The organism is Vibrio sp. D404a (assembly GCF_030248535.1).
In the GTDB taxonomy this organism is placed as follows: Bacteria; Pseudomonadota; Gammaproteobacteria; order Enterobacterales; family Vibrionaceae; genus Vibrio.
On the sequence record NZ_JAHGAJ010000011.1, the window covers coordinates 66395 to 87743 of the forward strand.

Annotated in this window: 20 protein-coding genes; 13 read left to right on the top strand and 7 right to left on the bottom strand. The window is 45.2% G+C overall.

Features of this window, described 5'->3' with window-relative positions:
• The first annotated feature begins 212 nt into the window (after nucleotides 1-212).
• Both KI655_RS07460 and KI655_RS07465 read left to right on the top strand, forming a co-directional pair.
• The gene (locus KI655_RS07460) at nucleotides 213-1754 is read left to right on the top strand and encodes a sodium/solute symporter (RefSeq protein WP_285403207.1); all 1542 of its coding nucleotides are present in this window, start codon (nucleotides 213-215) and stop codon (nucleotides 1752-1754) included.
• A gap of 26 nt (nucleotides 1755-1780) precedes the next feature.
• Nucleotides 1781-3151, top strand: coding sequence for an L-serine ammonia-lyase (locus KI655_RS07465; RefSeq protein WP_285403209.1), 1371 nt, complete (start codon nucleotides 1781-1783; stop codon nucleotides 3149-3151).
• Between the two features lie 106 nt (nucleotides 3152-3257).
• Here the strand turns inward: KI655_RS07465 and KI655_RS07470 are convergent, their stop codons facing one another.
• Nucleotides 3258-3743, bottom strand: a complete 486-nt coding sequence (locus tag KI655_RS07470; protein ID WP_285403211.1) for an Lrp/AsnC family transcriptional regulator — start codon at nucleotides 3741-3743, stop codon at nucleotides 3258-3260.
• Between the two features lie 120 nt (nucleotides 3744-3863).
• Here KI655_RS07470 and KI655_RS07475 point away from each other — a divergent pair, with 120 nt between their 5' ends.
• From KI655_RS07475 to KI655_RS07490, 4 genes are all read left to right on the top strand, one after another.
• Entirely contained in the window at nucleotides 3864-4463 is a 600-nt protein-coding gene (locus tag KI655_RS07475; RefSeq protein WP_285403213.1) for a LysE family translocator, read from the top strand.
• A gap of 276 nt (nucleotides 4464-4739) precedes the next feature.
• Entirely contained in the window at nucleotides 4740-5231 is a 492-nt protein-coding gene (locus tag KI655_RS07480; RefSeq protein WP_285403215.1) for a VOC family protein, read from the top strand.
• A 302-nt stretch (nucleotides 5232-5533) separates the two neighbouring features.
• On the top strand, nucleotides 5534-5986 hold the full coding sequence (locus tag KI655_RS07485) for a septal ring lytic transglycosylase RlpA family protein (RefSeq protein WP_285403217.1): 453 nt from the start codon (nucleotides 5534-5536) through the stop codon (nucleotides 5984-5986).
• Nucleotides 5987-6120: 134 nt separating this feature from the next.
• A complete protein-coding gene (locus KI655_RS07490; protein WP_285403219.1) occupies nucleotides 6121-7134 on the top strand; it encodes a manganese-dependent inorganic pyrophosphatase in 1014 nt (337 codons plus the stop codon).
• A 118-nt stretch (nucleotides 7135-7252) separates the two neighbouring features.
• Here KI655_RS07490 and KI655_RS07495 read toward each other — a convergent pair whose 3' ends face one another.
• On the bottom strand, nucleotides 7253-8242 hold the full coding sequence (locus KI655_RS07495) for a helix-turn-helix domain-containing protein (protein WP_285403221.1): 990 nt from the start codon (nucleotides 8240-8242) through the stop codon (nucleotides 7253-7255).
• Nucleotides 8243-8362: 120 nt separating this feature from the next.
• On the opposite strand from KI655_RS07495, the gene KI655_RS07500 reads away from it, so the two are divergent.
• A complete protein-coding gene (locus KI655_RS07500) occupies nucleotides 8363-9955 on the top strand; it encodes an alpha/beta hydrolase-fold protein (protein ID WP_285403223.1) in 1593 nt (530 codons plus the stop codon).
• Nucleotides 9956-9997: 42 nt separating this feature from the next.
• Nucleotides 9998-11989, top strand: coding sequence for a TonB-dependent receptor domain-containing protein (locus KI655_RS07505; protein ID WP_285403225.1), 1992 nt, complete (start codon nucleotides 9998-10000; stop codon nucleotides 11987-11989).
• A 144-nt stretch (nucleotides 11990-12133) separates the two neighbouring features.
• Here KI655_RS07505 and KI655_RS07510 read toward each other — a convergent pair whose 3' ends face one another.
• Nucleotides 12134-13399, bottom strand: coding sequence for an alpha/beta fold hydrolase (locus tag KI655_RS07510; RefSeq protein ID WP_285403227.1), 1266 nt, complete (start codon nucleotides 13397-13399; stop codon nucleotides 12134-12136).
• Nucleotides 13400-13783: 384 nt separating this feature from the next.
• Here KI655_RS07510 and KI655_RS07515 point away from each other — a divergent pair, with 384 nt between their 5' ends.
• On the top strand, nucleotides 13784-14263 hold the full coding sequence (locus tag KI655_RS07515) for a hypothetical protein (RefSeq protein ID WP_285403229.1): 480 nt from the start codon (nucleotides 13784-13786) through the stop codon (nucleotides 14261-14263).
• A 71-nt stretch (nucleotides 14264-14334) separates the two neighbouring features.
• On the opposite strand, the gene KI655_RS07520 is transcribed toward KI655_RS07515, so the two are convergent.
• The gene (locus KI655_RS07520) at nucleotides 14335-16041 is read right to left on the bottom strand and encodes an amidohydrolase (RefSeq protein ID WP_285403230.1); all 1707 of its coding nucleotides are present in this window, start codon (nucleotides 16039-16041) and stop codon (nucleotides 14335-14337) included.
• Between the two features lie 317 nt (nucleotides 16042-16358).
• On the opposite strand from KI655_RS07520, the gene KI655_RS07525 reads away from it, so the two are divergent.
• Entirely contained in the window at nucleotides 16359-16877 is a 519-nt protein-coding gene (locus tag KI655_RS07525; RefSeq protein WP_285403232.1) for a lipocalin family protein, read from the top strand.
• Nucleotides 16878-16986: 109 nt separating this feature from the next.
• Nucleotides 16987-17514 (top strand): cytochrome b, encoded by a 528-nt coding sequence (locus KI655_RS07530; RefSeq protein WP_285403233.1) that lies wholly within the window; start codon nucleotides 16987-16989, stop codon nucleotides 17512-17514.
• A gap of 90 nt (nucleotides 17515-17604) precedes the next feature.
• On the opposite strand, the gene KI655_RS07535 is transcribed toward KI655_RS07530, so the two are convergent.
• On the bottom strand, nucleotides 17605-17979 hold the full coding sequence (locus KI655_RS07535) for a hypothetical protein (RefSeq protein ID WP_285403235.1): 375 nt from the start codon (nucleotides 17977-17979) through the stop codon (nucleotides 17605-17607).
• A gap of 102 nt (nucleotides 17980-18081) precedes the next feature.
• A complete protein-coding gene (locus tag KI655_RS07540) occupies nucleotides 18082-18387 on the bottom strand; it encodes a monooxygenase (protein ID WP_285403237.1) in 306 nt (101 codons plus the stop codon).
• A 131-nt stretch (nucleotides 18388-18518) separates the two neighbouring features.
• Between KI655_RS07540 and KI655_RS07545 the strand changes: the two genes are divergently transcribed.
• Nucleotides 18519-19415, top strand: coding sequence for a LysR family transcriptional regulator (locus tag KI655_RS07545; protein ID WP_285403239.1), 897 nt, complete (start codon nucleotides 18519-18521; stop codon nucleotides 19413-19415).
• A 21-nt stretch (nucleotides 19416-19436) separates the two neighbouring features.
• Here the strand turns inward: KI655_RS07545 and KI655_RS07550 are convergent, their stop codons facing one another.
• A complete protein-coding gene (locus tag KI655_RS07550; RefSeq protein WP_285403241.1) occupies nucleotides 19437-20045 on the bottom strand; it encodes a TetR/AcrR family transcriptional regulator in 609 nt (202 codons plus the stop codon).
• A gap of 208 nt (nucleotides 20046-20253) precedes the next feature.
• Here KI655_RS07550 and KI655_RS07555 point away from each other — a divergent pair, with 208 nt between their 5' ends.
• Entirely contained in the window at nucleotides 20254-21342 is a 1089-nt protein-coding gene (locus tag KI655_RS07555) for an efflux RND transporter periplasmic adaptor subunit (RefSeq protein ID WP_285403242.1), read from the top strand.
• Nucleotides 21343-21349 lie beyond the last annotated feature (7 nt).

Consider the following 21349-nt stretch of genomic DNA (forward strand, 5'->3'; position numbering starts at 1 on the left):
GATCGAAGTCAATTTTAAAATGAGTGCGTACCCAATTTGTCTATTTTAGTGATCTAGATCTCATTAAAGGGCGGTTTTGGCCAATTTGAGCGTTTATTCGTCTATCTTAGTGATAATAGTCACAGTTATTGTGGGTTTTTGAGGGAATAAAGACAATTTTCAGTAATATTGGCGGCGAATGATTAGAAGAATACAATAAACGGAATCTCAAAATGGTTACGTACTCAAGTTTTGTGGTGATTGCTCTTTATGTGCTAACTACAATATTTATCAGCTACTTAGTAAATAAGCGTTATAGCGTAGGTGGCGACTTTTCAACTGGTGGAAAACAATTTGGTTGGTTTACGGCAGGTGTGTCGATTCTTGCAACCTACATCAGTGCGATGACGTTCGTTGGCATGCCGGGCTGGGTTTACAGTTCTGGTATGGAAGCAATGAGCGTGCATTTGAATTATCCAATCGTGATCTTTTTTGCGGTGATTTTCTTCGTGCCAGTGTTTTATAAACTCGGACTGACTTCGATTTATGAATACTTAGAGCACCGTTTTGGCATTGTTGCTCGTACGATCAATTCAATCGTGTTTCTTGTTGTCCAATGCATTTCAGCGGGCGTCATTCTCTATGCTGTTGCTTTGATTCTGGTGCAAGTGCTGCCTATCGATATTTCAGAGGCGATCATTTACATCAGTTTGTTTACTGCTTTGTATACCTATGCGGGTGGTATCTCAACGGTAATATGGACCGATATGCTGCAGTCGGCGGTGCTGATTATCGGTAGCATTGCGATCTTTGCTTTGTTGCTTATGAAAATTGATGCGGGCGAGGTTTTGTCTCCCGAGCACCTGAATATTATTAACCTTGAATTCGATTTGGGTGTCGACACCACGTTGTGGGCGGGTGTGGTAGCCGTTAGCTTTTTACACCTCAGTGTATACGGCACTAACCAGTTGATTATTCAAAGAACGCTCGCGACAAAAGACGTTAAGACGGCACAGCGATCTATGCTGCTGTGTGGTTACGGTGCGTTCTTTATCTATCTATTTTTCGCGGTAATGGGCGTTCTGTTGAGTGTCTTTTATCGAGACACCAGCTTTGAAAACAGCAACGAAGTGATTCTCGATTTCGTGTTTAACCACACAAATTCAATCATTGTTGGTTTAGTGATCGCAGCGCTATCAGCCGCTGCTATGTCGACGCTGGATTCAACCTATAACTCAATGGCGACCGTTGCGACCTTTGATTTCTATAAGCGATTTTTCCGCAAGAAAGCTTCAGATGCGCATTATGAATCGGTGGCGAGAAAAATGAGCCTTGTTGCTGCCGCTTCGGTGGTGGTGCCTGCTTTGTTGGCCGTTTCAAACGAATCGGTGTTGAAAACCATTGCCAGCCTAACTTCGATTTTCGTCGGTATTCGTCTTGGCTCTTTCATTCTTGGTCTGTTCTTTAAACAGGCGAATGAAAAGGGGGTGATTGCGGGCAGCATTGGTAGTGTGGTTGTGGTGTTTATTGCTAAATACAGTGGTATCTCTTGGCCGTGGTTTGCACTCATTGGCACAGTAGTGTTCTTAGTGTTGGGTGTGCTTGTCAGCCGCTTCTGGGGAGAGGTTACACAGCAACAAAACGAATTTATCGCCAAGCAAAAGCATTTGTTCGCCAAGCCGACGGCAAGTCATTATGGTTTGTTGGTCTTCGCTGTGGTGACGGTGGCAGCTTGTACTGTTATTCCTGATTGGCTCTATGCCGTTCTTTCTTAATTGACCGATTTTTTACTGGTATATCTATGTTATCGATCTTTGATATCTACAAAATTGGTGTAGGGCCATCAAGCTCTCACACCAACGGCCCAATGATTGCGGGTTTTCATTTCACTCAATTAGTTGAGGAGAGAATCACGGATGTGGTTCGAGTACAGGTCGACCTTTATGGTTCACTGTCGCTGACCGGAATCGGGCACCACACTGATAGAGCGACCATTTTAGGTTTGCTGGGCAATAAGCCGGACACGATAAAAATATCCAGTGCGAATGAAGCGATGCGCCGCGCAATCGACAGTGGTGAAATGCAGCTGAGCGGCAGCCACACTATCGGTTTCAACTACCAAACAGATATGCTGTTTCATGAGGATAATCTGCCACTGCATGAGAACGGCATGAAGATCACGGCGTTTGATAACGTTGGAAACGTGATTGTCGATGAAACCTACTACTCAATTGGTGGTGGCTTTATTGCAACTGCGGATGAGTTGCAAAACGGCACTAAAACAGAACCAGTTGCGGTGGCTTACCCATTTAATAATGCAGAAGAAATGCTGCAACAAGCAGAACAAAACGGCATGAGCCTAGGCGGCATGATTCTGAAAAATGAGTCGGCTTTCCAAGATGTAGATGCGATTGCAGAAAAGGCCGACCAAATTTGGCGTGTAATGTCGCGTTGTATGGAGCGTGGCTTTGAAACTGAAGGCATTCTTGATGGTGGGTTGAACGTCACTCGTCGTGCGCCAAATCTACTGAAAAAGTTAGAAGCGAATGCTGCGGTTGAAAACGATCCAATGGAAATCATGGATTGGATTAACTTGTTTGCCTTTGCCGTGAGTGAGGAAAACGCAGCGGGCGGTCAGGTGGTGACATCACCAACCAATGGCGCAGCAGGCGTGATTCCTGCGGTGTTGATGTATTACCATCGCTTCATTAAAGAGCTCGATACTAAGCAGCTAAAAGACTTCTTAGCGGTCTCGGGCGCGATTGGCATTTTGTACAAAACCAACGCTTCAATTTCAGGTGCCGAAGTAGGGTGCCAAGGTGAAGTTGGCGTATCCTCTTCTATGGCGGCTGCGGGTTTAACTGCATTGCGCGGTGGCAGTAACGAGCAGATTTGCATTGCCGCAGAAATCGCAATGGAGCACTCCTTGGGCATGACGTGTGACCCAATTGGTGGCTTAGTACAAGTACCGTGTATCGAGCGAAATGCGATGGGTGCGATGAAGGCGATTAACGCGTCTCGTATGGCACTGAAACGTAATAGTAAATCTTTGATCTCGCTGGATAAGGTTATCGCGACCATGTATCAAACGGGTAAAGACATGAATAAGAAGTATCGTGAAACGTCATTGGGCGGTTTGGCGCTTATTCATCTTGCTCACCCTTGTGAGTAGATCCGGATTCAGTCTCAACGGTTTGTAAGAATTAGGTTTCTGTAAGAACTAAAGCAAAAAGCCCAGTCGCGTTATCGCTGACTGGGCTTTCTTATTTGGAAACCAACTAATCGGTAAGAGGGAGTTGGTAGCTGTTCTTGAGCTCTTTCACAGAGATATTGGACTGAATTGCGCTGACGCCTTTTACTCGTCGAATTGAACTGATTCGCTCGAAATACTCTTCCAGATCTCTCGCCAACACCTGAATCATGTAATCTGCTCCGCCTGCAATGCAGTGACACATGGTTATCCAGTCTGTCACTGCGACAAACTCTTCAAAAGGCTCGGTGTTTTCAACCTCATGATTACCGAGTGTCACTAAGGTGAAACCTGCCACATGAAGGCCAAGCTTTTTACGGTTGAGCTGCGCGGTATAGCCATCGATATAGCCCGTCTCTTCCATGCGCTTCCAACGACGCCAGCAAGGTGTTTCACTCAGGTTGACCTTCTCGGCAAGCTTACTGTTACTCATGCGACCGTCTTTTTGGATATGCCCAAGAATGGCAATATCCGTATCATCCAGCACTTCGTTGGTGGATTCTTTCACTTTCATGATGATTTTAGAAAAAGTCTGCTCAAATTTGATTTAATACTAACGCATATAGCAATTTAATTCCTACTCGAATCTGTAAACTCTTCTCCCACTAACGTTTTATCAACTAGGAGAGAAAGAATGAGCGCTCAATTAATGCTGGCGTTCTTGTTGTTTTCAATATCGATTGGAATTACACCGGGAGCAGGAAACATTGCATTGCTTGGGATATCAAGCCGATATGGATTTGCGGCAACATTGCCTTTTGTCTCTGGTAACGCTTTTGGCATTATCATCATACTGGCGGGTTCAAGTGCTGGCTTGGTGAGCCTGTTTACCCTTTACCCAGAGATCTACACGGTAATGAAGTACCTTGGGGCGGCTTATTTACTGTTTATGGCGTGGTCGATTGCCAATATGGAAATTGAGCAAGAAGAGTCGGTGAATCGTTCAGGGTTTATGTCTGGTGTGTTGATTCAAGTATTGAACCCGAAAGGTTGGATAGCGTCACTCACTGTATTCTCTCAGTTTATTACCACGCAGACAGACTACCTGATTCAAGTGGTGACAATCACAACCATCATGGTTGGAACCGGCGTATTGTGTATGTTGGTTTGGGCGTATTGTGGAACCATGTTGCAGCGCCTTCTGCAATCACCAAAACAGATGGTGATGGTGAATCGTTGCTTGGGTGGCAGCTTGGCCATGGTCGTGGCTTTCATGCTGCACCAACCTGCGTAAGCTAACCCGTTTTATAGCCGAGTCATGTAAAGTGACTCGGCTTTTTTGTTTTTTGTGATTTGCTTTTTCTGCCGTTTTCTCAGCGTTACGTGTTTCAACTACTGTAGTTTTATTGAGTTCACATCAGACCATCTATATCTGATAAAATAAAATTATCATTAATATAATTTATGATAATTTAAATTAATTAATTTTTCTGACTATACTCTCTTCATCGAAACGAAATACCGAAGCTAGACTTCGCGAAGCACAGAACAAAACGAATTGGAGAAAGTTATGAAAATGAATCACGTAGGCATCATGGTAGGCGACATGGACCAAGCAGTAGAGTTTTACACTAAAGCTTTAGGTCTGAGAATCGTGATGAACAACACTAAAGTGATGGAAGAGCGCGAATCAGCAATCGGCCGTATGTGTATTGCTGTGTTTGGCGAAGGCTTCAAAGGTTTCAACATTGCGCACCTAGTAACTTCAGATGGTATCGGCGTTGAGCTATTCGAAATGAAAGAGCGTCAAGAGCGTCACGAAGTGGACTTCTCTCGTTTAGGTATCTTCCACTTCTGTGTGCAGCTACCAAAAGAGCAATTTGATTCAGCAATTAAACGTGTAGAAGAGTATGGCGGTAAGGTGCGTATGGACATCATGCGTTACCATCCAGAAGACGAGCTAAAACAAGCGCAAATGGTTTACCTAGAAGACCCGTTTGGCAACCTGTTCGAGTTCTACTCACACTCATACGAAGACACTTACTCAACTGATTACGAGTAATGGTGTGACTACCTTGCATTAGGTAGAAAAACCGAAACATTCCTAAAGAGGATTGGTAGAGATACCAATCCTTTTTTGTTTTAGTTTGAGAGAGATACGTAAAGCTTGGTGAATTTTGACGTTAGGAAGATAAAACCTTTCATAGATATGACGCCACCCATTAGGGCACATGAAAACATTGAGGAACCATACCGGATAGTGGAATTGGTTGAGCAGTATCTATACTTAGCACTGGGTCGCTAGGTTACTAGGTTACTGGTCACCACGACAAACTACACCAATAACAACGCATACGGACACACATGAAGAGAATCGAATCTCTAACTAGCAAGAAAAAATTCCACCTTATCTTTACCGCGCTTATTCTGACGCTATTAGCCGGATGTACCTCGACATCTGCTGTCGGTAGTTCAAAGACTAAAGAGTATGCCAAGTCACATTCACTGACGGGGCAGGCATCTTGGTATGGCAAACAGTTTCACGGCAAACTCACAGCCAGTGGTGAGACCTACAATATGTATAACTTCACGGCAGCGCACAAAACCTTGCCTTTTGGCACTGTTGTCAGGGTAACGAACACGGCGAACAACAAATCCGTCGATGTGAAAATCAACGATAGAGGCCCTTACGTATCAGGAAGAGTGATCGACCTTTCTTATAAGTCTTTTGCACAAATAGGTAATACGACCAAAGGAACGGTACCTGTTAAAATTGAGATTATTGACGACAGTAATACCTTTAGATACAAACATTAACGCGAGTTTGCTGAAAGAGGCGGGAATTACATTTCGTAACTTACTGAAGTAATTATGAAATATAGCTGAAACGGTTTTGAAATTTTTGATGACTAATTTATAGGATTCAAAAGCACTCAAATAAGGAAATACCCGTGAAGTTTACACCTGTCGTTGCCGCCATCATCATGTCTTTCAGCTCAGCCAGTTATGCATTCAGCCTTCAACAGTCTGCGAATGACAATACAGAAGACCTAGTATGGACGGGGCACCTTAGCCCAGACAGCGACACGGTGATGTCTGCAATGTTAGCGGCTCATATCTATGGTGGTACCGCGACGGTGCCAGAGGCGATTAATCCAGAATCTACGTTTATCTTGAACTACTGTAATGCTGAATCCCCACGTATTGAGACAGATTACTCTTCATACCGTGTCGGGCTGGTGGACTTTAACCAAGTGACTCAACTCGCGCCGACCATCGACCAATCATCGATAGTGGCAGTGGTTGATCACCATGCGATTGGTGGTTCACCGATTAATACCCCACAAATTGTTGAGATGGATATTCGAGGTTGGGGTTCGGCTGCGACGATTCTGGCGGACAACGCTGAAAAGCTGGATGTAACCTTGCCTCAGCACCTTGCTTGTGTCGGTTTAGGCGCGATCCTTTCTGATACAGTGGTGTTCCAATCAGCCACTACCACTGAACATGATCGTGAATACGCAGAGAAGCTCGCGAAAATTGCAGGCGTTTCAGATATTCAAGATTTCGGCCAACACATGCTCATAGCTAAATCGGATTTGAGCCACTTATCTTCAGAGACAATTCTGACACTGGACTACAAGAACTTTAACTACGGCGGAAAACAGGTAGGCATCGGTGTCGCGGAAACGCTAACTGCGCAGCAACTGATCGATCGTAAAGATGAATTACTCGCCGCGATGAAGGCTTACAAGCAAGAAAATGGCTTAGATCACCTGTTCTTCTCAATCACAGACACTAAGAATAAAGAAGCAAACCTGCTGTGGGTGGATGAAAGCGACTATCAAGTGATTAAATCGGCGTTCAACGCTGAACCAACAAGTGACATGCTAACCCTAGAAGGTGTCACTTCACGCAAACGTCAAATCGGCCCAGCAGTCCAGCAAGCGATTGAGAGTTTGTAATTGGTATAAGCCGGTACTGTATAAGTAAGTGCTGAAAGGGATTGGTAGAGATACCAATCCCTTTTCGTTTAGCTGCTTAGAGTAAATTGGAACAACTCAGAGTGAAGAAAAACGAATTTTAATCCCGTTTGTTGACTGAAAAAGCAGGTGGATATCCAAAGGCTTTTTTGTAGGCATTGGTGAAGTTAGAAGGGTGGCGGTAACCAGCATAGTAAGCGACCTCGGTGATCGAAGCTAAACCTTGTTCTAGATGCTTGCGAGCGACTTCCAAACGACGACGTCTGATGTAGCTTTTGATGCTACAGCCGATCACCTCTTTGAATTTTCGTCTAAGGTTGGATTCACTGGTGGTCGCGTATTCCGCCAGAGCCTTCACGGAGAGCTCGGAATCCAGATTGTCTTCAATGTAGTTAATTAACCCATCAATTGAGCTTTTCGCACTGTCTGTTGTCGCTTGTTGAAGCTGCAGTGTTATTGGCTCAACGGGGCGATCACTGTTGGTTAGCTGTTCGAACACCTCCAATATAAGGCTTTGAGTTAGCGCTTCTAACTTAATCTTCTTGAAGGTGTCATGACCGTTATGCAGCTGAATGATCTTGTTTATTAGCTCACGTAAGTTGTCGTTGGAGTGCAAGTCAAAATTGGCTAAATGTTGTGAAATGAAATCGTCAACTCGGCTACCTGCCTCTATGCGTTCTTGAATCCACTCTTGTGGAATAAGCACTTTTAGCTTAGAAACCTTGTTGCCTTTTTGGACAGTCCGTCTGAACGTTGCTGGCTTTGCAAGGTTCACCATCAAGCCCTGGTAGCCATGGTTAGAGTCCATTACAAAGTTCGAATCGTCGTAGCTAAAATCGAGCTTTCCTTCCGTTAAAATGATGAAAATTAGAGCCTTACGCGCCGTTGAAATAACTTGGTGGTCCTTGAGCTCGGTTGTTGTTCCCCAATGGAGTGAGAAACTTTCTTTTACCTTACAAGTTTCCACATTGCCTTCGATAAGTGGATCGGTTTCGGTAAGCTGTTCAGAGACCATTTTATGTTTCTCGTCACTCTCTACCCAGCGAACGAGGGCACTCTTTCTAAACGATGAAGATATTCGACTATTCATAAGCTCCTGCCAATTTTCATAACAATCCAGTTACTTTGGATAACTCAATCTGCTGTTACCGAAGGAAAAAGAAAATTACCATAAATGATAATTAATATCATTAACAGCAATTGGTTTATCATGAAATGGATTCTTCTCGTAACGGCTTTGTTCACTCAAATCACGGGTGTTCAAGCAATGATCGTTAAAGCAAACACGCCACAGCATATTGAGCTGAATACACAAAACAGTACCTTTTTAAAGGTTGATGAACCTGGGTATTACCGAGGCTATATCCGTAGCGAAGGCTATATTGAACAGGTTATCGCCTTTAACTCCTCGGGCGACCCAATCAAGAAGTTGCTCAATCATAGCTCTCGTGAGACGGAGATTTTCTGGTACGTAGACCAAGCGGATACTTACAAAATTGAAGTCGATGTTGCCGAGCAGCAGTTATCAAAGATTGAAATGCAGCTCAACCCAGTGCCGTTGAAGAAAGATCAATATGTGTCTCCCAAGCTACCTATGCTCAGCCCAACGCTGTCACAAGCCGCTGCCGATATTGAGGGTGGTGTAAAAGATGCGGAAAAAAAGTTCTGGCAAATCATTGAGTCTCAGGGCGCACCATTAGTTGAGTACCAACCTAACGACAAAGCGATCATCACTTTCTTGTTTCGAGGCGATGTTAACAATGTTCGTCTACTAGGCGCGCCCTATGGAGGGCATGCGCAGCTCAGCCACATTCAAGGCAGTGACATTTGGTTTCACTCCTTTGAAGTACCGGATAGTGCGCGTCTCTCTTACCGAATTGCGCCCAATGTTCCGCAATTAAAACAAGATGTTAATCGCGAACAAAGAAAGGCGGTACTTGCAACAGCGGCGCCGGATCCACTGAATCTTCTTCCTACTTTTGGCGCAGATACTGGCGTATTTGGGTCTGCTTCTACACTGACTCTTAATCGTGCCTCAAGCGATAGCGTGACGACTGAGCAAGACAACCCGAAAGGTCAGGTAACTGATATTAGTTACCGTGAAACGGCAGGCGGTGATGCAAGAAAGCTCAGGCTCTATGAACCGAGTGGAAGCTATTCATTAAACAAGGCATCACCGCTTCTGGTTCTGTTTGATGGTGAAGCGTATCTCGACAAAGTGCCAACCCCAATAGTGATGGATAACCTAATCGCGAGTAAGGCGATCCCACCAATGCGGGTGTTGTTTGTAAACCCGATTAGACCAAGCTTTCGTGCCAAAGAGTTAACGCCGAATAAAGCATTCGCCAACATGCTTGCCGATGAGCTGATGCCTTGGTTGTGTCGTGAGCGCTCTATCTGCCCGAGTGCAGAAAATACCGTGATCTCAGGCTCTAGCTTTGGTGGGCTCGCTGCGATGTTCATTGCTTTGCAGCACCCAGAACGCTTTGGAAAAGTATTGAGCCAGTCAGGTTCATTTTGGTGGAAGCCACGCAACGCAAAGGATCAGGCAAATCAAGAACACAGCTGGATGAGTGAGCTTGTTGAATCAAGCACCAAAAAGAACATTCAAATATACCTCAATGCTGGCGTGTTTGAGACAGAGCCAGTCAACGCAAGTATCTATCAAACCAATCAAAAACTATTTACCACTCTAAAAGAAAAAGGGTATCCGGTTACGTTCAAAAGTGTCGCCAGTGGCCATGACTACTACAGTTGGCGCGTCTTGCTTGCGGACGGATTAACCACTCTGTTCAAAGATTAACCCCCCTGTTTAAAGATTAATGACCAAGGAAATCCCCAAGAAATGGAACACATGAAAACGATTAGAACGAAAAAGCATGCATTAGCATTGGCCGTTACATTGGCGGCTACAACCTCGTTATCTGCAGTGGCGAGTGAAGCGAGCAACCCTACTGAAACTATGGTGGTGACGGCGAACCAGTACGAAACCGCGATAAAAAATGCGCCGGCATCAATATCGGTAATTACCCGTGAGGAGATCGATAAACTGCCAGCCACTGATATTTCAACGGCACTTGAGAGTGTGGCCGGCGTACACGTTGCAAGAACAACAGGTGCAGAGCCAAGAATCATCATTCGTGGTCTGCAGAACCAAAATTCAGCCAACGGAAATTACACACTGTTTTTGATTAACGGTCGTCGTATCAGTTCAAGTGAAACCGTGATTCGTGGAGCATCATTTGATTTGTCGAGCATTCCAATGAGTGCCATTGAGCAAATTGAAGTGGTTCGTGGGCCTATGTCATCGCTGTATGGCAGTGAGGCGATTGGTGGTGTCGTGAACGTGATTCTTAAGCAAGCTTCAACAGAGACGAAGGTTTCGGGTAGCTTGACCTACAGCATGCCTGAGGATAATAAGGCGAACGCACTACTGTCTGATGCCGACGGCGAGCTGAAAAGCGGTAATGTGTTTGTGAGCGGCTCTATCATTCCAGATGTGCTGACGTACACAGCAACTGTCGATGTGAGTGAGCGTAATGCGTGGTTCCCGGAAGATGCGGGTGCGAGCTTCTCTCCACAGACAGAGCAGAAGCGTAACGTATTTCGTGGCTCTCTGAACTGGTTTGTTACAGATCGAGACGACATCTATCTTGATGTGTCGTACTCAAAAGATGATCGAGTTGAGAACAGCTACTTTAGTGATTTCAATATGCTCGCGACCAGTTACTACGACGGCAAGAAACTAACGAGTACACTTGGTCATACGCGCAGTTGGGATTGGGGTGAATCGGACACGAGTTACTTCTACGAGACCGCCGAAGTGCATGAAAACAACTTCCACCCAATGGTGGATGAAGCAGAGCTTAGCCAAGATAATCACACTGTTGATGCCAAGTTTGTGGTCGACCAATTTGAAAGCCAGATCCTATCATTCGGCGGCCAAGTCTCTTATACCAGTGTGGAAAATGAGCGTGATTACTCAAGCTCCCGCTCGGTAACGCAGAGTGCTGTTTACGTTCAAGATGAGTACTTTGTGACGGATGATTTTGCGGCAACACTGAGTGGTCGTCTTACACATAATAACCAGTTTGGTAACGATTTTAGCCCACGCGTCTACTTTGTTTATAACGGTATCGACAATGTAACCTTCAAGGGTGGATACGGTGAAGGCTTTAAGTCACCAACGCTTTTCCAATCGTCTGAGGACTTCTCATTAGTCAGCTGTGGCGGTCGATGCACACTGATAGGCAACCCAGATCTGAAACCACAAACCTCCAAGACTTACGAGTTCTCTGCGATGTACTCGGGGGCCGATGGTTATGTGCAAGCGACAGGCTTTTTCAATGATGTTAAAAACCTGATTGATCGTGACTTAACACCGTACTTCAATGGAACCTCGACCATTATTCAATATGAGAACGTCGATAAAGTTGAGACTAAAGGTGTTGAGCTAGAGGGCAGTTATGAGTTTTCAGCAAGTTGGTCATTGACTGCCAACGCAACCTATACCGATGCAGTAAACAAAGTAGACGATGAAGATATTGCTTACACACCAGAATGGTTAGCCAATGCAAATATCAACTGGTTTGCAACGCGTGATTTAGCCTTCTTTACGGGCCTGAACTATACCGGTAAGCAAAAAGACGGGAATGATGAAGAGCTGGATGCATACTCTATCGTATCGCTTGGCGGTTCATATGCGTTTAACGAAAACTTCAAGCTGCGTGCTGGTGTGACAAACTTGACGGATGAGCGATTAGACCAATCAACGCAGGTGTATGAAGAGACAGAAGTGGGTCGCACCTATTATGTGAAAGTGGATTTCGATTTCTAACCATTCACTCAAACAAAAATGGAACGCATGAGCGTTCCATTTTTTTAAGCCAATTATCCTCAAGAGCAACATCTATGACACTTGCTCGCTTGGCCATCCCCATATCAGTTCGTATGCGAAAGGGCCATAGCGGCTGAGCGCAAATCATTTGTTTTGTTCCGACCTTGACCAAAAGTCCGATAGGTCGTTAAAAAGATCATCGTTATCTAAGATACTAAGATGGTCTTCGTTGTAGCCACGAATTTGGTCGGCATTTAGTTGAGCAGGGCGCGAAAGTTGGCTGGAAAGGTTGATGACACCATCATTGCTTTTGGTATTAAACAGTTCGCCAGAGTTATAGCCAAAGGCCAAAAAGTGCGGTGCATGAGTCTTCTCAACGTCACTAAACAGATCAGCAATAAATTGGCCGTCTGGGTTCAACTCTACCCACGCTGGCATGACGACAGGCGAATAAGCTATCCCTTTCTTAGCCGATGCCACGCCAGCGAACGGGGAAGAGATGGTGCTGATGCTACTAACAAAATCGCACAGATGACCCATTTGACACTGACGAATACTGTTGGCGACGATAAGGCCGCCCATGCTGTGAGCGACAACATGAAGTTGGTTTATCTGGTATTCAGTCACGACAGTGTGCAACAGGTTATTTAGGCCTTTGGAGTTCAATGCCAGAGACAAGCCTGAAGGGTAGTTGAAGACCCAGATCTGATATTTAGATTGGTCGACTTTTTCAATCAGTGGGGCAAAGTCTAATGCGGTGGCGTTAATGCCATGCACAAATAAGATCGGGATTTTATCTGGGTCGTATTCTGACAAAAAATAGAGCCCGGCATTATCCTCAAGTAAAAACGTCAGAGGTTGCCACATCCCCAGCGCTGCATTATCCCTGTTAAAGGGCGGATCCGAAAGATTCACCACGGTGCCGATATCAACCAAATCCAGTTCGATCTTTAGCAGCGAAGAGAGTGAGCGATCAACAAAGGCGCGCGGAACTTCATTCTTATTGACCTCTAGTGAGACGTCGATGGCTGATTTATCTTGGTGATTACGAAGGTTAACGATACTGAACGGCTCGTCGGCTTGTAGGGTTAAGTCTTGATTCTTATCTTCAAAAACCAGCAGATAATGGATGTTATTCGATAGCTGTAAGTCGATACGGTCGCCATCGATAATGCCGTCGTAGCCGTCCACCTCGCTTTTATTAATGTCTTTGATTTGCTCAATCACCACCGCTGAATCTGTCGCAGGTTGACTCAAAATGAGTTGGTACTGGTTGGTAATCGAATCAATCGCTTCTATTTCTTGAGATAAGTGTCGAAAGTTACTGCACCCGAACAACACTGAACTGGCGAGTAGCAGTGACGAAAACCGTGTTGCCAAAGGTAAGCGTGCAGTCCGTGTTTTTCTCATTCGAATATCATCCTTATTTCCAGTCCGATTTATCCATAAATCAACAACCTGTGTTTAATAGTAGCAAGAAAACAATGCCTAATAAAAAGGCAGCTTGCCTTGGTAGGTAGAACGTCGTTGAACACACAGAGTGTGAACTCGCTTGATGGAACGGTTGTCGGGAGAACAATCGACAATGATCAGTTGAAGATGGTGGTTCGCGTCGCTTCTTTTTCGTCTCTCATTCGATAAAAATAGGGAGCTATCTATCTTTTGTATGGGAAGTTTGAGTTTGTTGGGTTTGGCTTTTGCATTTGGTGAGGTGTCATGAAATGGTAAGTTTTCGAGAATCTCTAGCGCTAGACTGTACACAAATCGAAGTTAAGAAAGCAGAGAGAGAACAGAATGAGCAAAGTAGAAAAGGTTTACGGATTCAATACACCACAACGTCTATTCGTAGGTTACACGTTAGCTGTGCTGGTGGACCTAGTTGTGCTTAACTTTTTCGATGAGTATTGGGAGTACGTTAATATTGAGTCGTTTACTATCTCATTCATCGCTGCGATTCTTCTTCAGCTGTTACTCAAACTGTCTATTGGGTTAGAGCATAAGATTGCCGATTACTTTAAGAGTAAGCCGGGCACAGCACCGAAGGTGTACCGAGGCATTTCGACGTACATCATCCTTGTTGGTTCTAAGTTCGTGATGTTGGAAGCGATTAATATTTTGTTTGGTGACAAGGTGAGTTTTACTGGCCCGCTGAATGGTGTGGTTGCCTTCTTCGCTGTGGTATTTGTTATCTTGATTTCAGAAGTTGTGGTTTCAAAGATTTACTTTGCACTGGATGACAGTGATAAAGAGTTAGCTGAACAGTCGCGAGCGTAAACCCGCCTATAGAATAACAAGAGCCAGCACAGCGCTGGCTCTTTTACTTTGCAACGAATGATTAGGCAATGCTACTCCGACTCGTAAACAATCTTGCCTTGTAACACCGTCATGAGCACTTGAGTTTTGGCTATTTGTCTTGCTGTGAGGGTTGTTATGTCATTGTCTAAAACCACCAAATCGGCCGACTTTCCTACCTCAATCGTGCCTGTAATATCATCAATACCTAAGCTTTTTGCTGGGTAGAGGGTATACGCATCAATGGCGGTGTAAATGTCGGTAAGCCCTGTCTCGCCCATAATCAGGCTATTGGATATGCCCACCAATGGGTTGATATCGTGGACATTCCAATCGCTACTGAGCGTAATATTGGCTTCGGTTCTTTGTATTGCATTAAGGTTCATCATGGCTCTGGCTCGTCGGGCGCCTAAGAAGGCAATCGCCCATTCGTGATCGTGTTGTGCCACGTAGTCCGAGCCTACCTGAAAGTCAGCAGATACGTTCAACTGGCGAAAACGTGGAATATCTTGTTGGTCGATCAGTTCAACGTGGGTCAAGGTGTAGGGCTTTTTAGAACCAAGACCGCGAACATGTTCGATGGCATCGAGTGACTCGCGTACAGCACCGTCACCAATCGCATGGATATGAGCACTAAATCCAATCTTATCCAGAGCGGTGAGCCACTCTTTCATCTTCTGCGGTGGAATGTAGTTAATCCCATTTGGCGAGTCGGTAAGGTAGGTCTCTAGATAGGGCGCCAATGTTTTTGCGGTGCCGTTAATCACAATACCATCGCTGTACATTTTCACCTGATCAACCAAAAGCAGGCGTGACTTGTCGTTGGAGTGCATTTTCTCGAACACTTCAAGCTGAGAAGGTATCGCCATTTCTGGATACACCCAAGGGCGAAGTGACACTCGCGCGGTCAAATCTTGGTTTCGTTCAGCCTCTTGCCAAACATCATACCAACCCCGTTTCCAATACATTCGGCCATCGCCAATGGTGGTAATACCGTGTGCCGCCGCTTCGTCTAACCCTGCCATCAAGCCTTGGTAGCTCTGTTCAAATAGCTCACTTTGGCTATTCCAAGCAATCTCCATAACTTGGTCACCCGCATTGTCGAGTAAGATGCCGTTGAGCTTGCCCGTCTCTTCATCTTTTAGGTAGTAGCCACCTTGTGGGTTTGGAGATTGGTCGCTGATGCGAGCGATCTTTAGAGCCTTCGAGTTCACCCACATGGAGTGTGAGGTTTGCTCCATGATCACCACTGGACGATCGGGGAAGATTGAGTCAATGATCTCAAGTGGCGTGTAGTCGGAAGGGTGATTCAAAATGGCCTCTAGTGAAAAGCCGTAACCCATTAGCCAACCCTTTGAGTCATCGCCCGCACATACTTCAAGGTAGGGGATCTGTTCTTCAAGCGTGGCTTCTGAGTCGAGTTCACAATTGCCACTCATCTCTGATGCGGCCTCAAATACATGGTTGTGGTTGTCAATGAAGCCCGGCATCACAAAGGCGTTCTCTAAATCGATGACATCGGTTTGAGATCCTTGGAAGGACTGAGCTTGCGATAGATCACCGATGAAGATGATGTTTCCTTGGTGAGTGACGATGGAGTCTGATTCACGATGCCCATAGATGTCGACATTGGTGAATATCTGATCGGCGGATTTGGCTGGTGAATCTGTGTGGGTTTGAGCAATAGCGGATGGAATACCCCCTAGGCTCGCAAGTAAGAGAACCGATGCCATGCGAGATAGCGTGAGTTTTTTATTCATTATTTTTCTTCCATGTTCCACTGTTTTATAAGTATAGAAAGCGAGTGGCGAGAAGCATATCGTGAAGTATTAATAATAAAGTGTCCCAGATTGCGCTCTCGTTTAGGTGCTCTCTGAGTATATTGAAAAGAAACACAGTTATACACTAATGAAATAAGGATTGGTTAACTCATTTACAGGCGAAATAATTTCCATAAGCCGCTGAATAATTTACTGTTATATGAACCAATACAATGGATTTGGCGTATTACCAAGGATGTAAGTTGAAGCTCTTCTTAGACTTACTCGAATTATGATTAAAACAAGTCGAGGTTAGGATGAAAAAATTATTATTGTTGCTGAGCGTGGTCCTATTAGGGGGCTGTGTTGGTATGCCTGAAACGGTTAAGCCCGTTCAGCAATTTGAGTTGGATAGGTACTTAGGGAAGTGGTACGAAGTGGCTCGCTTGGATCACTCATTTGAGCGCGGACTTACTAGTGTGAGTGCAGAATACAGCTTGCGTGATGATGGTGGCGTAAAGGTGATTAACCGCGGCTACTCAGCAGAAGATGGTGAGTGGAATGAGGCGGAAGGCAAAGCCTATTTTGTGGAAGGCAGTGAGCAAGGCTACTTGAAAGTGTCGTTCTTTGGTCCATTCTACGGTGCTTATATCGTCTTTGAATTGGATAAAGAGGATTATCAATACGCATTTGTTTCTGGTCCGAATACCGATTATTTGTGGCTACTCGCCAGAACGCCAGAAGTCGCCCCAGAGGTGATGGAGAAGTTCAAAGCCATGTCTAAAGAGCGCGGCTTCAATACCGATGAGTTGATTTATGTAGAGCACAGTAAATAACCTTGTGCCCGCCTCTTTTTGTCTTTACCTAACTTTACGTAATTACCATATAAAATGTAATGGTAATAGGTAAAAATAGCGTCAGGTATAGAGACATTAAGTGGTCATTATGAATAAATCGTTATCGAAACAGACTGTTGTTTTTCATTGGCTGACAGGCATCTTGTTCCTTGTTGTGTTTGTGATTGGACTTCAATTCGAAGGCATGCCGCGTGGCCCTGAAAAAGGCGAATTGATGGGGCTGCACAAATCTTTGGGCTTGATTGTTCTATTGGCAGCACTTTTACGCTTGGTATGGCGCATTAAAGAGGGCGCGATTGAGAGTGTTGCGGTATTAACGCGAGCTCAAGAAGTTGCCGCGAAAGGCGTCCATCACTTCTTATTATTGGTTACATTAGCGATGCCGATTTCTGGCGCTGTGATGAGTGTTGCTGGTGGTCGAGGTCTGGATCTGTTTGGTATGGAGTTGATTGCGGCTGGTGAGAAAACAGAATGGTTGCAGTCTGCGGCATCATTTATTCATGTCAACTCTGTGAACTTGATTATTCTAGCGCTGGCTTTGCATGTACTGGGTGCATTGAAGCATCAGTTTGTCGATAAAGATGGCACATTGAGCCGCATGCTTGGTCGCTCATAGACTTTTCATTTCTCTTGTTCAAGACTCTCTTAGATGCGAAAACACTCGGTTTATACCGAGTGTTTTTTGTTTATGTTTTCTTACGTCTGGTTAAGCTTGTTTTCGAACCTGCAAAACGCTCAATACCGATAAGGAAAGAAAGAACGCTGGGTCGCTCCAACCAAAGCCAACAAAGATGCTCGTGAACGCGGCGTATAAGGTGATAATCGCCCCTAACATATTGGTCACTACTAAGCCTTGGATGAGTTTCTTAGCACTCACGCCTGGTTCAATATCGCGTAATAACCAAGTGATGGCTGCGATACCGCCAAGGAAGATGCTGGTGTGTTGAGACAGAAAGTACGCGTACTTATCGTTGATCTCCACACCGTACATTGGCCACATAACCGTTGGCAGGAAAAACAGCGCAATGGCAAAGCCTGCGTAAATAATGCCGTGTAGGCTTAAAAACGTTTTATTGTTCATCTTGTATCTCTCTATCTCGAGCCTGTCACTGGTTCTTTTTTATTTCACGATTTCTAATTTGTTTTCAATAGCTTTGTTGCACTTCAATAGTACAAAGCTGACTTAGCCGTGGATTGGACCTTTGTTTATGGTCGTTAATGGCTGATTAACATCAAAAATGACGCCGCGCACCTCTGTTACGCCCATCTCTTTTAATCGAGCACTGTGCATTGCGAGATAAGTCTCAGCACTCAGTTGGTCCTCAAAAAGATAAATCCCGCCACCCAGTTTTTCGACTTCACTCTCTGTCCAAATTTTCCAGATCATACCCGGCTCGTTATTGATCGATTTTGCTAAATCAACCAGTGTATTTGCCATCTCTTCGCCAAATGGGCCTGCAAAATCAAAATCGACTTGTAGTAGTTTCATGGTGCTTCTCCGTAGTAATTAAGTATTACGGCAAGCAAAAGGGTTGTTGCTTGCTGATGAGTTAAGTATTGCCTGTAAAAAATGCACAGAAAAGTTCATAATATTGCCAATAACTCTCAAAAAATTAGACCATGAGAATAAAAACAACCTTAGACCAATGGCAGACTCTTTATGAGATTGACCGCGCGGGTAGCATTCAGGCTGCGGCTCTACAGTTAAATAAGAGCCACACCACCTTGATTTATGCATTGCGCAAGTTGGAAGATCAGCTTTCGGTCTCCTTAGTGCAGGTAGAAGGCCGCAGAGCGGTGTTAACTGAAGATGGTAAATCGCTGCTGAGAAGAGCAAGCACCATGCTTGAGCAGGCTCGGGAGCTAGAGGTGATCAGCGAGCAGCTTTCGAAAGGGATAGAGTCGGAGATCACCATCGCTGTGGATCACCTTTGTGACCCTACATGGGTCTACTCGGTGATGGCGAAGTTTCTTGGGTCCAACAGCACGACCTCCGTTCAGATCATCGAGACATCACTGTCTAAAACGACCGAAATGGTGACGCAGCAGTTAGCTGATGTGGCGATAATCAACTTGCCTGTCACCAATTACCCAGCAGAAGCATTTGGCGTGACTTCGCTGAAACCGGTGGTCGCCGATTCACATCCATTAGCGAAACAGTCCTTGGTTACTTTGAGTGAGTTATCGACACTGCCACAAATTGTGGTTCGAGATTTAGGCTCGGTTGAAAAGCAAGCTGACAAAAAAGATGTGGGTTGGTTGAAGTCGAGTCAGCGCATTACGGTGGACAACTTTGACCACGCATTTCGAGCGGTGGAACAAGGTGTCGGGTATTGCCGTCTTCCGCATCATATTGTAGAGAGTCGTGGCACTGGGAAGCTCAGTGTCTTGAATGTTGAACATTCACATAGCTACCAAGTTCCACTGCATTTGACGCTACCGAAAGGTGCGAAAACCGGTTCTGCAGCGCAGTGTTTTTACGACTTATTGCTCGCTTCTGCGGCAAAACGCATCTAAGTGGTAGATAAAGTCGGATTATTAACGGTTACCGTTTAAGAACAGAGCCACACATTCGCGAGTGTAGTTGAGCCTCTCTTGATCGGATTCTCCGCTGTCGTGTCCGAAGAACGACCAATACGCCGACTTTCCATGAAACATAAGTAGCAGCTGACGCGCAGCAATGATCGGTGAGCTTGAAGTAGACAGGGTTAAGTCACCAGAATCGATCTTATTTTGCAAGTAATCGGCAAGCAGCTTGGTGGTTTTTTGAGGGCCTGTTTCTAGATAAATAGAGGCGATCTCTGGGTGGGTGTTTGATTGGCTCACCGCATTTTGGAAAGTCTGCCTAGACTGCTCATCAAGCAACAAGTCTTGAAACTTCACACCAAACTTCACTAACTCATCCACCACTTCAGCATTCATATCAAATGCAGCCGGGCTCAGTTCGCGCTCTGCACACTTGGTCTGCATGCAGGTTTCGAAAAGCTCGTCTTTGTTTTTAAAGTGAGAGTAGACCGTCTGCTTAGAAACGTTCGCTGCCTTGGCGATCTGATCCATATTGATCTTGAAGCCATGTTCAGAGAAAAGCTGGCTTGCTGCGGTTAAGATCTGCGATCTCTTCTGCTCACTCTTGATGATTTTTGTCACGTCTCTGTTTCTCGTTGTTTCGCTATTTGTCAGTCTTTAGCGTGCAAAATGCGGTGCCATTTGTCACAGGGTAAGCATTATGCGTTTTGTGATGGTTTTATCAATCAATAACGATGAAACTTATTTTTAACATAATCAAACTAGACAGTCTAGTTTGGTTTGGTTAGTCTAAAAATAGGACGATTACATACTGCACAGGAACAGTATTATGTACAAATTGATGAAGAGCAGCGCAGTAGCTGTCGCGCTTTCGACTCTTCTTGCTGGGTGCGGTGAAGCAACTCAAGCGGAGATCGCGGTCGAGCCAACCATTCTTACGGTGGAAACACTGATTTTAGCTCAGTCTGATTCTTACTCAGTGCAGCGCGAATATGTCGGTGTCGTAAGAGCGGGGCAGCAGGCGAACCTTGGCTTTGAGTTAGCGGGTAAGGTTGAAGATATTATGGTTGATGTGGGTGACACAGTCACAAAAGGTCAGCCACTCATTCAGCTTGATACTCAATTACTGGAAACGGAATCAAGCCAACTTAAAGCGCAGGCTGAGGAAGTGAAAGCTCAGTTGAACTTGGTGGCAGCGAATCTAAAACGTCAGCGTTCCCTGAAAGAAAAAGGGTTCAGTGCTGAGGCTGAGATTGATTCATTAACCAGTGAACAGCGTGTTCTTCAAGCCAATCTATTACGCATCGATGCTTCGTTGAAAGCTAATGATCTACGACTGATCAAGTCGACTATCCTTGCTCCGTATTCTGGAACCATTGCGACACGTTTTGTATCTCTGGGTGACGTGGTGAATGTCGGCAACCCTACGCTGACGTTACTAGCATCTGAGGGGAAAGAAGCCTTTATCGGTATTCCTGCTCATCAAATGCAGAAGGTGAGCTCACTCTCTGCTCCCCATATCCGTGTTGGGAATGAGTCATACGATGTGAGCCTCGTGAATCCGGGCGCAATGGTGGATACCCAATCCCGCAGTGTTGGCCTTCGCTACCTATTTCCTGAACAAGCGCCTGTGTTAGAAGGGCAGTTGGCATACCTTCAGTTTGACGAAAATATTGATGATCAAGGCTTTTGGATCCCGCTAACAGGCTTGATTGATGGCTTACGTGGTGTATGGAATGTGTTTGTTATCGGCCAAGATAATCTGGTCGAGAGACGCAGTGTTCAGGTTCTGTTTGCCAACAACCAACAGGCTTACGTGACAGGCGCGATCACTGAAGGCGAGCATGTGATTGCGAGTGGTCTTCATCGCTTGGTTCCCGGACAAACGGTAAGCCCGACCGAATTGGCGTCTAAGTAGGTTGCCC

What these genes read in the sequence shown, in the direction of transcription:
- KI655_RS07460 (WP_285403207.1), top strand. Translation starts at nt 213, where the DNA reads ATGGTTACGTACTCAAGTTTTGTGGTGATTGCTCTTTATGTGCTAACT.
- KI655_RS07465 (WP_285403209.1), top strand. Translation starts at nt 1,781, where the DNA reads ATGTTATCGATCTTTGATATCTACAAAATTGGTGTAGGGCCATCAAGC.
- KI655_RS07470 (WP_285403211.1), bottom strand. Translation starts at nt 3,743, where the DNA reads ATGAAAGTGAAAGAATCCACCAACGAAGTGCTGGATGATACGGATATT.
- KI655_RS07475 (WP_285403213.1), top strand. Translation starts at nt 3,864, where the DNA reads ATGAGCGCTCAATTAATGCTGGCGTTCTTGTTGTTTTCAATATCGATT.
- KI655_RS07480 (WP_285403215.1), top strand. Translation starts at nt 4,740, where the DNA reads ATGAAAATGAATCACGTAGGCATCATGGTAGGCGACATGGACCAAGCA.
- KI655_RS07485 (WP_285403217.1), top strand. Translation starts at nt 5,534, where the DNA reads ATGAAGAGAATCGAATCTCTAACTAGCAAGAAAAAATTCCACCTTATC.
- KI655_RS07495 (WP_285403221.1), bottom strand. Translation starts at nt 8,242, where the DNA reads ATGAATAGTCGAATATCTTCATCGTTTAGAAAGAGTGCCCTCGTTCGC.
- KI655_RS07500 (WP_285403223.1), top strand. Translation starts at nt 8,363, where the DNA reads ATGAAATGGATTCTTCTCGTAACGGCTTTGTTCACTCAAATCACGGGT.
- KI655_RS07505 (WP_285403225.1), top strand. Translation starts at nt 9,998, where the DNA reads ATGGAACACATGAAAACGATTAGAACGAAAAAGCATGCATTAGCATTG.
- KI655_RS07510 (WP_285403227.1), bottom strand. Translation starts at nt 13,399, where the DNA reads ATGAGAAAAACACGGACTGCACGCTTACCTTTGGCAACACGGTTTTCG.
- KI655_RS07515 (WP_285403229.1), top strand. Translation starts at nt 13,784, where the DNA reads ATGAGCAAAGTAGAAAAGGTTTACGGATTCAATACACCACAACGTCTA.
- KI655_RS07520 (WP_285403230.1), bottom strand. Translation starts at nt 16,041, where the DNA reads ATGAATAAAAAACTCACGCTATCTCGCATGGCATCGGTTCTCTTACTT.
- KI655_RS07525 (WP_285403232.1), top strand. Translation starts at nt 16,359, where the DNA reads ATGAAAAAATTATTATTGTTGCTGAGCGTGGTCCTATTAGGGGGCTGT.
- KI655_RS07530 (WP_285403233.1), top strand. Translation starts at nt 16,987, where the DNA reads ATGAATAAATCGTTATCGAAACAGACTGTTGTTTTTCATTGGCTGACA.
- KI655_RS07535 (WP_285403235.1), bottom strand. Translation starts at nt 17,979, where the DNA reads ATGAACAATAAAACGTTTTTAAGCCTACACGGCATTATTTACGCAGGC.
- KI655_RS07540 (WP_285403237.1), bottom strand. Translation starts at nt 18,387, where the DNA reads ATGAAACTACTACAAGTCGATTTTGATTTTGCAGGCCCATTTGGCGAA.
- KI655_RS07545 (WP_285403239.1), top strand. Translation starts at nt 18,519, where the DNA reads ATGAGAATAAAAACAACCTTAGACCAATGGCAGACTCTTTATGAGATT.
- KI655_RS07555 (WP_285403242.1), top strand. Translation starts at nt 20,254, where the DNA reads ATGTACAAATTGATGAAGAGCAGCGCAGTAGCTGTCGCGCTTTCGACT.